11 protein-coding genes are annotated in these 11727 nt (G+C 37.2%); 2 read left to right on the top strand and 9 right to left on the bottom strand.

The annotated features are described in order from the left end of the window. The first annotated feature begins 28 nt into the window (after positions 1-28). On the top strand, positions 29-1171 hold the full coding sequence (dnaJ, locus tag F3G66_RS04365; protein ID WP_149707270.1) for a molecular chaperone DnaJ: 1143 nt from the start codon (positions 29-31) through the stop codon (positions 1169-1171). Positions 1172-1813: 642 nt separating this feature from the next. On the opposite strand, the gene pyk is transcribed toward dnaJ, so the two are convergent. Beyond that, the gene (pyk, locus tag F3G66_RS04360; protein ID WP_149707269.1) at positions 1814-3265 is read right to left on the bottom strand and encodes a pyruvate kinase; all 1452 of its coding nucleotides are present in this window, start codon (positions 3263-3265) and stop codon (positions 1814-1816) included. A gap of 90 nt (positions 3266-3355) precedes the next feature. On the opposite strand from pyk, the gene F3G66_RS04355 reads away from it, so the two are divergent. Beyond that, complete coding sequence (locus tag F3G66_RS04355; protein WP_021091622.1) at positions 3356-4411, top strand: TRAP transporter substrate-binding protein; 1056 nt, start codon at positions 3356-3358, stop codon at positions 4409-4411. A 152-nt stretch (positions 4412-4563) separates the two neighbouring features. On the opposite strand, the gene F3G66_RS04350 is transcribed toward F3G66_RS04355, so the two are convergent. The 8 genes from F3G66_RS04350 to F3G66_RS04315 are packed head-to-tail and all read right to left on the bottom strand — an operon-like array spanning position 4564 to position 11723. Next, on the bottom strand, positions 4564-5352 hold the full coding sequence (locus F3G66_RS04350; RefSeq protein ID WP_149707268.1) for a shikimate dehydrogenase: 789 nt from the start codon (positions 5350-5352) through the stop codon (positions 4564-4566). Further along, entirely contained in the window at positions 5349-6194 is an 846-nt protein-coding gene (locus tag F3G66_RS04345) for an SPOR domain-containing protein (protein ID WP_149707267.1), read from the bottom strand. The genes F3G66_RS04350 and F3G66_RS04345 overlap by 4 nt, the downstream gene beginning before the upstream one ends. A 13-nt stretch (positions 6195-6207) precedes the next feature. Next, positions 6208-6750 (bottom strand): DUF1882 domain-containing protein, encoded by a 543-nt coding sequence (locus tag F3G66_RS04340; protein WP_149707266.1) that lies wholly within the window; start codon positions 6748-6750, stop codon positions 6208-6210. Continuing rightward, entirely contained in the window at positions 6750-7994 is a 1245-nt protein-coding gene (locus F3G66_RS04335) for a serine hydroxymethyltransferase (protein WP_087579191.1), read from the bottom strand. The genes F3G66_RS04340 and F3G66_RS04335 overlap by 1 nt, the downstream gene beginning before the upstream one ends. After that, a complete protein-coding gene (gene lysS, locus F3G66_RS04330) occupies positions 7991-9499 on the bottom strand; it encodes a lysine--tRNA ligase (RefSeq protein ID WP_223154233.1) in 1509 nt (502 codons plus the stop codon). Before lysS ends, F3G66_RS04335 begins: the two co-directional genes overlap by 4 nt. 4 nt (positions 9500-9503) lie before the next feature. After that, on the bottom strand, positions 9504-9971 hold the full coding sequence (locus tag F3G66_RS04325) for a Fur family transcriptional regulator (protein ID WP_021091630.1): 468 nt from the start codon (positions 9969-9971) through the stop codon (positions 9504-9506). Position 9972: 1 nt separating this feature from the next. Then, on the bottom strand, positions 9973-10584 hold the full coding sequence (locus F3G66_RS04320) for a CvpA family protein (protein ID WP_149707264.1): 612 nt from the start codon (positions 10582-10584) through the stop codon (positions 9973-9975). After that, positions 10584-11723: a type IV pilus twitching motility protein PilT gene (locus tag F3G66_RS04315; RefSeq protein WP_149707263.1), complete on the bottom strand. Its 1140-nt coding sequence runs from the start codon at positions 11721-11723 to the stop codon at positions 10584-10586. The genes F3G66_RS04320 and F3G66_RS04315 overlap by 1 nt, the downstream gene beginning before the upstream one ends. Positions 11724-11727 lie beyond the last annotated feature (4 nt).

Genomic DNA, 11727 nt, shown 5'->3' with positions numbered 1-11727 from the left:
AAAATAAGCTTAATTAACAAGGGAAAATGTGGAATTTGACTATTACGAAATCCTTGAAATTTCAAGAAATGCAAGCGGAGATGAGATCAAAAAAGCCTTTAGAAGACTTGCTTTAAAATATCACCCAGATAGAAATTCTGGCGACAAAGAGGCTGAACTAAAATTTAAACAGATAAATGAAGCTTATCAAGTTTTAAGTGACGAGCAAAAACGCTCTATCTACGATAGATACGGCAAAGAAGGCCTTGAGGGTCGATTTGGTAGCGGTGGCGGATTTAGTGCCGATTTTGATCTTTCAGATATTTTTGACTCATTTTTTGGTGGCGGTTTTGCGAGTAGTTCCAGGCAGAGAAAAAGATACTCTGAAAAATACTCAGCCGATCTTGAAATTCCTATAAATTTGGAGTTTAACGAAGCTATTTTTGGTTGCGAAAAAGAGATAAAATTTGATCAAAAAGTGCCTTGCCCAACATGCAATGCAACTGGCAGTAAAGATGGCAAGAGTAAGACATGCCAGCACTGTGGCGGAAGTGGCAGAATAACACGCGGAAATGGCTTTATGAATATCGTCCAAGAGTGCCCATATTGCCACGGAAGCGGTGAAGTAATAAGTGAGCCTTGCCCTGATTGTAACGCAAAAGCTTATAAAATCCAGCAACAAACTGTAAAGATTACCATCCCTGAAGGCGTTGATAGCGGCATGAGAATGAGAGTAGCTGGTAAAGGCAATATCGGCACAAACGGCGTTCAAGGCGATCTTTATGTAAGTATAAACGTAAAAGAAGACAAGCATTTCATTCGTCACAACGACGATGTTTATCTAGAAATTCCTGTCTTTTTCACGCAAGCTATACTTGGCGAAAGTATAAAAATTCCAACGCTTCGAGGAGAAACCGAGCTAAAACTACCTGTTGGAGCAAAGGATAAGCAGCAATTTATCTTTGAAAATGAAGGTATAAAAAGCGTAAATTCGCGCAAAAAAGGTAGGCTTGTAACGCAAATTTCTATTCAAACGCCTGAAAAACTAAGCGATGAGCAAAAAGAGCTTTTAAATAAACTTCAAGCTAGCTTTGGCATAGAATCAGGTAAATCAAATACCGATGAAAGCGTCTTTGATAAGATAAAAAGCTGGTTTAAAGGCGATGAGCCAAAAGGCAAAAAGAAAAAATAAATTTAGATCTGTGACGTTAAATTTAGCGTCACAAATTCTTTCAAAACAAATTTTATATATCCTAATTTTTACAAGTAAATTTCACACAAATTTTAAAATTTCATGAACGGGTAATTTCGGCTCTAAAATTTGAGCTAAGCAAAAAGCAAGAACGAATCTTAGCAGTCAATTCTTACGAGTGGATGAAAGTTTTAAAATTTACAAAGCAATCTAGTTAAATTTAAATGTTTGTTTCTTTTGTTAAGGGGGAAGAGGCTTGAATTACGAAGTCGCTCCCTTCCCCTTAGCAATCCCCTAACCCCGACGACGTTAGAAGTGGCATGCCTCAGTACTAACGCACTGCATGCGTTATATTAAATTTCCAGCAAATTATAAAATTTATTATCGAGCATATCGCAGCTCTAAATTTAGTGCTAAACGAAGTGTGGCCTAAATTTAGTAGTTTGCTAAGGTGAGAGAGTAAGATTTTAAAATTTGCAAAATTGCTTTGTTATATTAAGTAGGCATCAGGCAAATTTTAAAATTTCATGAGCAAGTAATTTCGGCTCTAAGATTTGAGCCAAGCAAAAAGCAAGAACAAATCTTAGCAGTCAATTCTTACGAGCAAGCAAAATTTTAAAATTTGCAAGAGAGTATATAAATTTACTCAGTTGCAAGCTCCAAATAATAATCGAGCTGATCGCGTCTGATGATACGTATAAGGTTTGTACTACCCTCAACGCCCGTAGGGTGACCGGCTGTGACAAGATAGGTCTTGTCATGCTCGACATATCCAGCGTCGTAAGCCTTTTTGATGACATTTGCAAGTAGGACATTTAGCTTTGTCTTTTCAAGCACGAGCGCTGGCGTCACGCCCCAGGCAAGGGTAAGCATGTGAGCTGTCTGCTCGTCGTGCGCGATAGCGATGATGTCGATGTTTGTGCGGTTTCTAGCTAGTTTTATGGCTGATTTGCCTGAGCCTGTGATAGAGAGTATCGCATTGGCCTTGATGCGAACAGCTAGCGAAGCTGCGCTATTTGCGACCATGTCAGTCTCGTCAAAAAAGTCAAACTCATCAAATTTATTATATGGATAGATGCTTTGAGTTTGGATGATCGTTTTACTCATCGCCTCTACGACTGCAACTGGGTTTTTACCAATCGCACTCTCCTCGCTTAGCATAACAGCATCAGTACCGTCTAGCACGGCATTTGCCACGTCGCTGATCTCCGCTCTTGTGGCAGTTTCATGCTCTGCCATGCTTAGCATCATTTGAGTTGCTGTAATGACTGGCTTGCTTGCTGCATTTGCTTTTTTGATGATGAGCTTTTGGATAGTTGGAACCTTATAAAATGGCACTTCTATGCCAAGATCGCCACGAGCTACCATGATACCATCACTCTTTGCAATGATGTCGTCTATATTTTCAACCGCGTCAAATTTCTCGATCTTGGATAAAACAGCAGCTCTTGAGCCAAATTCTTTTAAGATATTTTTTGCCTTTATTACGTCATTTGCATCTTGCACGAAGCTAATGGCGACAAAATTTACGCCATGCTTTGCGCCAAATTTCATATCTTCTTTATCTTTTGGCGTGATGATCTCGATGCCAAGAGCCGTATTTGGAAAATTTACACCCTTGTTTGAGTTAAGAACTCCATCATTTTCAATAATAGTTTTTACTATTTCTTTACCTTCACTAACAACCTTTGCTCTTATAGAGCCATCATAGAGATAGACATACTCGCCAACCTTTAGCATAGGCAAAATTTGAGGCTGGTTTAGGCTTACTTTATAAATTCCGTTTTCCACTTTTTCACCGATGATCTCATCGGCATGGATACTAAGTTCATCACCGGCCTTTAGATAAAATGGCTCACTAAGCTTGCCAACTCTGATCTTTGGGCCGCAGATATCTTGTAAAATGCCTATTCTTTTATTTAGCCTTTTTTCGATATTTCTTATCTTGTCAATGTTTGATTTATGGTATTCGTGTGTCCCATGGCTAAAATTTAAACGAAAGACATTAACACCTGCTTTTACCATCGCTTCCATTGTCTCTTCATTATCACTTGCTGGCCCCAAAGTAGCTACGATTTTCGTCTTTTTTATCATTTTATGCCCCATAAATTTGATTTTTGCGATTATAACACATTTTAATAATGTAAATTTTTGTATAATAGTCAAAATTTTAAAGGAGAAGATATGAATAAATTTTTATTAGCGTCTCTTGGTCTAGCAGCTGTTGCTTGCGTTGCTATGGGAGATGATAAAGTTTATAAGCTAAAGCTTGCTAGCTCATGGGAGAGCACTATGCCAGTGCTTGGTGATGTACCAAAAGAGCTAAAGGATAAAGTTGAAAAGATGAGTAATGGCAGACTTGAGCTAAGGATTGATTATCCATCAAAGCATAAATCGCCTTTCGCAATGCTTGACTTTGCTAAAAGCGGTCAATACGACATTACCTACACAAGTAGCTATTATTATAAAGGCAAAGATGCTAAAACTATATTTTTTACAGCAACTCCATTTATGATGAATACTGATGAGCAAACAGCTTGGTATGAATTTGGCGGCGGTAAGGAGCTTGAGGCAAAAGTTTACGATCCATACAATATCAAAATTTTTAGAGCTGGAAATACCGGCATGCAAATGGGTGGCTGGTTTAAAAAAGAGATCAAATCACTAGATGATATCAAAGGCTTAAAGATAAGAATTCCGGGCTTTGGTGGTGAAATTTACGCTAAACTTGGCGCTAACATCAATACTATCCCAACTGGTGAGCTTTACATGGCTCTTGAGATGGGAACGATTGACTCAGTCGAATGGGTTAGCCCAGCTTATGATATGGCACTTGGCTTTCACAAAGTGGCAAAATACTACTACACAGGCTGGCAAGAGCCAAACGGTGAAACTCAATTTTTCTTTAATAAAAAATCATACGAGAAGCTTCCAGATGACCTAAAAGCGATCTTTGAAGCAGCTGCAGCTGAAGTAGCAAGAGATGCAAATACAAAAGTATTTTATTCAAACGTCGAGTACTGGGATAAAATGAAGAGCGAGTATCCAGACATCCAAGTAAAATCTTTCCCACCAGAGGTCATCGCAGCTCTTAAAAAGGCTACAAACGAGCTACTTGATGAAGAGAGTGCTAAAGATCCATTATTTAAAGAGATCGTTGAGTCTCAAAGAGCCTTCCTTAAAAAAGCAAGAGAATGGACTAAAATTTCAGACTACGCTTATATCAAAACAAATGAATAGTAAAATTTAGCAGGGATCTTCCCTGCTTTTTATATTTATTCTAATTACTTTCAATAAAAATTTTAATCAAAATATTTTCTACAAGCCATAAAATTTAACTTAGTTTAAAACCAAACTTACGCAAATTTTTATAAAAAATAAATACTAATTGGTTATAGATAGAAAATTTCTCTCATTGAGCGCTCGATCTTTGATTCATCAAGTGTATTATTAAAAAATAAATTTAGTGCTAAGACCGCTTGATATAAAAGCATATCGGCGCCATCTTTTACACTAAGGCTGCTTTGCTTGGCCATTTCTAAAAATGGTGTTTGCTTACCATAAATCACATCAAATGCGAATTTAGCATCTTTAAAAATGCTTTTTAAAATTTCTTTAGGTGCTGGTAGAAAATTATCCTTTAAGCCAGCAGAGGTCGAGTTAATGACTAGATCAAATTTTTGCTCTTCATAGTTATCCCAGCTAAAACATTTGCACTCATCTTTAAATTTCTCAAGCCTATCTTTGCTTCTATTTAGTATGCAAACATCAACGCCTTGTTCTTTTAATGCATAAGTTATGGCATTTGCAGTACCGCCAGCTCCAAGGACAATAGCTTTTTTTACATCTTTAAAATTTTTTATTGCTTTTAAAAACCCGGGCGCATCTGTGTTATATGCATAAATTTTGTCATTTTTAAGCACAAGCGTATTTGCAGAGCCTATTTTGCGTGCTATATCCGAAGCTTCATCGGCTAAATTTAAAGCCCACTCTTTATGTGGAAGTGTTACGTTTGCACCGTTTAATTTTAAGGATTTAAATTTATTGATTAATTCGCTGCCATCTTTTAGCAAGACTCTTGTGTAAAGTGCTTTTAAGCCCAGGTCTGCAATGGCTTTATTGTGCAGCCTCGGAGATACCGAGTGAGCTATTGGATCTCCAAAGACTGCGAATGTTTTCATTTTGCTCTAAAGATAAAAGCGTCTTTATTGATATCTTTTCTAATATCACCTACTGCTTTTTGAAGCGTTTTTTCATCAAATGGGCCAACTAAAATTTTAGTCAGCTCGCCAACTTTTATAGTCTTGTAGCTATATCCCTTGGCAGCAATCTTCTTCATATATTCAGCATTTGGATTAAATTTACTAGTCACAAACACTTGAACATAAGAGCCTTTTGTAGCAGGTTCAGTTTTAGCTGCCTCAGCTTTTTTGTCCGTTTTTTCTATTTTGGTTTCAGCCTTTTTTTCAATCTTTTTATCTACTTTATTTTCAGCCTTAGCTGGTTTTGCCTCACTCTTTTTATCGGTAGCTGCTACTTTTTCGACTTTTTTAACTGGAGCATCTACCTTTGTCTCAGCTTTTTTAGCTGGTATTTCAGCTGGCTTTTCAATAGGCTTAACTATCTCTTTTGACTCTTCAGTTTTAGAAATAGGCTTATTGTTTTCTTTATCCTTTAGCTTTTTGATCATATCTTCAAATTCGTCTTGTTGCTTATTTTCAGGCACGATCGGTACTTGCTCAAAAAGCTGTGTATCGCCTTTTTTATTGTCTGAATTTGTATCAGCTATCGGAGCTTGTCTATCTACTGGCTGCTCAGCTGGTACTGGAGGAAGCACTAGTCTTGAATCAGCTTCATTTTGAGCTTGTGAAGGATCACTTGAATTTACTAGCTTCATAGCCACTACAATGATCAAAAAAAGTATAATAAGAGCTGCTATAAATATCAGAAGTTTTTTTAGCTTCAATCCTCTTGCGTCATCATCTCTTTCTAAAAGAATATCTTTTAACTCATCGTTTTCCACTTTTTATCCTTAATTACATATATTTTGACCAACTTGCCCCGCGCTCTTTTTGATAGAGCTTATAAGGTAAAGTTAGTATGTTAAATTCTTTTGGCATATCGATATTTGGAAACATCCTCCACTCTTTAGGCAACTTCTGTGAAAGCTTTGCGTTGAGCATATTTGCTAGCTGGCAAGCCTCATTTAGCGTAGTGTGACCTTTATGTACATAAAGATGCAGATGCCCTGGTGTCCTACTCTCGTAGGCTGTAAAATTTATAAACCCTTCTTCTCTTAGAAGAAGCTGTGCTTTATGCCAAAATCTATCAGGGGTTCTGCCGTTATAGTCAAAAACTATATTTTCAACTTTATCGTATGCATTTATTAAAGAGTGCGCGATAACGGACTTACCCTCTTCATGCTCTTTCATAATATTATAGGTCAGTGGCTCGTTGATCTTTTCAAATTTATCAAAGAAAATTTTGCCTCTATATTCTATTTTATTAACGATCGTATCACGCTTGATATAGTAGTGAGTTGTAATAATCTTTATAAGTGCCGTATCAATACTTTGCATCAAAATGTCGCTTTATCATAGATTATAAATTTATGAGCAAGTTCAACTAGCTCAGCTTTTGTCTTTTCTTGCAAAGATGTGTTGTTTATATCGCTTAGCACATCAGCTATTTTGTTTGCTATTAGTTCAAACTCAGCCTCTTTCATACCACGAGCTGTAAGCGCAGGACTACCAACACGTATACCACTTGTGATAAATGGGCTTCTTGTCTCGCCTGGAACCGTATTTTTATTTACTGTTATGCCTGCATTTCCAAGAGCAATATCTGCGTCCTTACCGCTAAATTCACGATTTAAAAAGCTCATTAATATTAGGTGGTTATCAGTGCCACCGCTTACTAGGTCAAAGCCTCTTTTTATTAGTACTTCGCCTAATTTTTTAGCGTTTGCTTTTACTTGTTTAGCATAAATTTTCCACTCAGGGCTAAGGTTGTGCTTAAAGCCAACTGCCTTTGCTGCGATGACATGAACTAGTGGTCCGCCCTGGATGCCTGGAAAAATAGAGGCATTTATCTTCTTAGCATACTCTTCGTTGTTTGTCATAATGATACCGCCTCTTGGGCCTCTTAGGGTTTTATGCGTAGTTGAGCTTACGACATCGCAGTATGGAAAAGGACTTTGATGCTCACCAGCAACAACAAGACCAGCAATGTGAGCAACATCTGCAAAGAGTATCGCCCCAACAGCGTCAGCTATCTCACGGAATTTTTTAAACTCGATCTCTCTTGTGTATGCACTTGCGCCACAAACGATCATTTTTGGTTTTACTATCTTTGCGATATCCATGACTCTATCGTAGTTTATGCGGCCATCAAGCTCGACGCCATAGAAAAAGCTCTCATACATCTTGCCAGAGCTACTTACCTTCGCGCCGTGTGTCAAGTGTCCACCATGGCTTAGATCCATTCCTAAAATTTTATCGCCTGGGTTAAGTAAAGCGCCGTAAACACCTTGATTCGCCTGAGAGCCTGAGTTTGGTTGAACGTTTGCAAATTCACATCCAAAGAGCTCTTTACATCTATCGATCGCTATTTGCTCGATCTCATCGACAAATTCGCAGCCACCATAATATCTCTTGCCAGGATAGCCTTCAGCGTATTTGTTTGTTAGGATTGAGCCCATTACTTCCATAACTTCTGGATATGTAAAATTTTCACTAGCGATCATCTCAAGGTGATCACATTGGCGTTTTAACTCTAAATTTACTAGATCGTAAATGTCCTTATCATAGCTTTGCAAACTCATTTTTCATTCTCCTTTATCTCATTTTTAAGTGGCCTCATCGCTGGGAAGAGCACAACATCACGTATTGATTTTTTATCCGTTAAAAGCATCACGAGCCTATCAATGCCTATACCCTCACCTGCAACTGGTGGCATGCCGTATCCTAGGGCTTTTACATAGTCCTCGTCCATCTCATGTGCCTCGTCATCGCCTGCGTTTTTAGCATCGATTTGCGCTTTAAAGCGGTTGTATTGATCAATTGGATCATTTAGCTCGTTAAAGCCATTTGCTAGCTCGCGACCAGCGATAAATAACTCAAATCTCTCAGCCACATCAGGATTTGCATCACTTCTTCTTGAAAGTGGACTGATCGAAATCGGATAATCAATAACAAATGTTGGGTGTATAAGCTTACTCTCTACATAGTTATCAAATAGCTCAGCCTGCAAGTGACCAAGATCGAGCTTCTCATTTGCTTCAAGGCCATCAGCTCTTAGTTTTGCTAAAATTTTATCTTTGTCGTTTATGATATTCTCATCTAGTCCGCCGATCTCAACGAGAGCTTTTTTATAGCTTATTCGCTTAAATGGCTTACTAAAATCAATCTCCATGCCGTCAAAATTTACAACTTTTTCCATATCTAGCTTATCTAAAATGACATTAAAAAGATCCTCTGTAATGCCCATTAAATCGTGGTAGTTGTGGTATGCCCAGTAAAACTCTATACTTGTAAACTCAGGATTATGAGTAAGATCCATACCTTCGTTTCTAAAATTTCTATTCATCTCATAAACAGCCTCAAAGCCACCTACTATAAGGCGTTTGAGGTATAACTCAGGTGCGATCCTTAAATATCTCTCGACTCCAAGAGCATTGTGAAAAGTGATAAATGGCTTGGCGTTTGCACCGCCTGCTATTGGGTGCAGCATCGGTGTTTCAACTTCTAAAAAGCCTTTTTCTTCAAAAAATCTTCTAATCGTACTAATAATCACTGAGCGTCTTTTAAAATCAGCTCTAACTTCAGGGTTCATTATCATATCAAGATATCTTTGGCGATATCTTGTCTCAACATCAACTAGGCCATGGTACTTCTCAGGAAGTGGGCTTATCGACTTTGAAGCAAGGCTAAGCTCGCTTACATGCATAGAAAATTCGCCAGTTCTCGTTATAAATGCATAACCTCTAACATAGACGATATCGCCTATATCTACGTATTTTTTAACGATTTTAAACCACTCTGGATCAAGCGTTTTATTACTAAAGTAAATTTGTAAATTTCCATCTTCGTCTTCGATATTTGCAAAAACCGCTTTTCCAGCATCACGAATGAGTTTTATTCTACCTGCAAGACCTACTAGCTGACCTTCGGCCTTTTTCTCTTCTGTATCATTAATGTAGTTAAATTTTAGTCTAAATTTAGAGATATTCATATCTCTTCTAAGAAAATGCGGATATGGATTAATACCTAAATTTCTTAGTTCGTCTATGCTTTGTAGTCGTTGAATCTCATGTTGATTGTCAAATATCACCTTACTTTCCCTTTATATTATTTTTTGAGCATTTTTCACAAATTCCATAAAGCTGCATCATATGACCAGTTAGTTTAAAACCATGATCTTTTGCGATACTGATTTGTCTTTTTTCTATCATTGGATCTTCAAATTCTATGATAAGACCGCACTTTCTGCATATCATATGGTCGTGATGCGGCTTTGTGGCAAGCTCAAATTTTTTGCCTTGTGAACCAAAGCTGATTGATGTCACCATCTCTGATTCTTCAAGTAGATTTAGTGTTCTATAAACAGTTGCGATGCCAATATTTAGCTCAGGGTGCGTTTCTTTTATAAAAAGATACAGTCTTTCTGGAGTAAAGTGTTCACCATTGTTGTATAGCGTTTTTAGTAAAATTTCACGCTGTTTCGTGTATTTTAAACCATTGTCGCGAAGCACTCTTTTGAATTTCTCAAGCAACGCATCATATTCTAAATTTTCTATCATCTTATTCCCCTTTTGTGATATTAGAGTCGGTATTTACACTAGCATTTGCATCCATTGAGATAAATGCGTCAGTTTTATTTGTATCCATTGGTCTTGCCGCTATCTCATCTAACTCACTTTTGATATTTTTCACATCAAGATTTGTTATCCATTTGCCAGTTTCTATCAAAACCGGATAAACTTTACTGTTCGCAAAATAAGGAGCAATTATATTATTTAGCGAAGTGCCAGATATTACAGCAACTACTGCCGAAAATGTTAAGAAAATTTTTCCGCTTCCCATAACAAATCCACCAAGTCTATCCAAAAAACCAAGTCCGCTTACTGAAACTATTTTTGATAAAAATTTACCAACTAGCAAGCAAACTATCCAAAAAACTAGCCAAAGAGAGATAAATGCAACAAACTGCAAAAATGAAGGATTTTCAAATTTATATATATTTTTAGTTATAAACTCACCAGATAGATCTGAAAATCTACTAGCTATAATTAAGCCGCCGATAAGTCCAATAAGTCCGAAAGCTTCTTTTATAAGTCCATTTAATATGCCTTTTATGCCAAGCATCAAGACAAGAGCGATAATAATAATATCAAACCACGTTACTAAATCCATTATACAGTTCCTATTAAATTTTGAAGTTCTTGCTGGCTAGTTGAATAAGCTAGCGCATTTTCTTTTGTAATCTTACCCTCTTTTAGTACTTTCATCAAAGCCTGGGTTTGCGTACTCATGCCAGTTTGTTGTTGATTTAGCTGCATCTGAGAGTAAATTTGATGTATTTTGTTTTCACGTATCAAGTTTGAGATAGCCATATTGTTTATTAAAATTTCATGAACAGCGCACCTTCCACCGCCTATCTTTGGGATCAGGCTTTGTGAAACGACAGCAGTTAGCGAAACACTAAGCATATTTCTTACTTGTAATTGCTCGCTTCCATCGAAACTATCAACGATCCTATTTATAGTTTGAATGGCTGAATTTGTGTGAAGCGTACCAAAGACTAAGTGTCCGGTCTCAGCCGCCGTAATAGCTGTTGAAATCGTTTCTCTATCTCTCATCTCGCCCACAAGTATGATATCTGGATCTTCACGAACCGCAGATTTTAAGGCCCTTGAGTAAGAAGTTGCGTCAGTGCCGATATTTCTATGAGAAAATAGAGCTTTTTTATTATTATGCACAAACTCGACTGGATCCTCAATTGTAATAATATGCTTTCTATAATTTAAATTTATCTCATTAAGCATGGCTGCAAGAGTTGTTGATTTACCACTTCCTGTCGGTCCAGTAACCAAAATAAGACCTTTTTCACGCTTAATAATGTGTTTAAAAATTTGTGGGGCATTTAACTCATCAAGAGATGGGATATTGATTGGGATTATACGAAAAGCAGCAGCTAAATCACCATTCATGGTATAGTAATAGTTGCCACGAAAGCGACCAATATCTAGAAGCTCGATCGCAAAGTCAAGCTCTTTATTATTCTCAAGTTCACTTTTTTGTTCATCAGTAATCAAAGCAAAACATAAATTCTCTATATCCTTGCCACTTAATATGCCAAAATCAATGGGTTTTAAAGCACCATCTACTCTTATTTGCGGCTCAGATCTTGAAACAAGGTGAAGATCGCTTGCCTTATCACTTACAACAGTTTTTAAAAGTGTTTTTATATCGCCAGCAAGATTATTAAGGTTATTATCTTCTGGTATTTTTACACTTAAATTCTTTGCCTGAAGCTGTTCGATTAGATCCATATTT

Origin of the sequence: Campylobacter concisus (assembly GCF_902460665.1) — a bacterium.
Classification (GTDB): Bacteria; Campylobacterota; Campylobacteria; order Campylobacterales; family Campylobacteraceae; genus Campylobacter_A; species Campylobacter_A concisus_AL.
This window is presented reverse-complemented; position numbering and strand designations above follow the sequence as displayed.

Excerpts from the sequence above, each read along its gene's own strand:
- pyk (WP_149707269.1), bottom strand. The coding sequence starts at position 3,265 with ATGATAAAAAAGACGAAAATCGTAGCTACTTTGGGGCCAGCAAGTGAT.
- F3G66_RS04355 (WP_021091622.1), top strand. The coding sequence starts at position 3,356 with ATGAATAAATTTTTATTAGCGTCTCTTGGTCTAGCAGCTGTTGCTTGC.
- F3G66_RS04350 (WP_149707268.1), bottom strand. The coding sequence starts at position 5,352 with ATGAAAACATTCGCAGTCTTTGGAGATCCAATAGCTCACTCGGTATCT.
- F3G66_RS04340 (WP_149707266.1), bottom strand. The coding sequence starts at position 6,750 with ATGCAAAGTATTGATACGGCACTTATAAAGATTATTACAACTCACTAC.
- F3G66_RS04335 (WP_087579191.1), bottom strand. The coding sequence starts at position 7,994 with ATGAGTTTGCAAAGCTATGATAAGGACATTTACGATCTAGTAAATTTA.
- F3G66_RS04325 (WP_021091630.1), bottom strand. The coding sequence starts at position 9,971 with ATGATAGAAAATTTAGAATATGATGCGTTGCTTGAGAAATTCAAAAGA.
- F3G66_RS04320 (WP_149707264.1), bottom strand. The coding sequence starts at position 10,584 with ATGGATTTAGTAACGTGGTTTGATATTATTATTATCGCTCTTGTCTTG.
- F3G66_RS04315 (WP_149707263.1), bottom strand. The coding sequence starts at position 11,723 with ATGGATCTAATCGAACAGCTTCAGGCAAAGAATTTAAGTGTAAAAATA.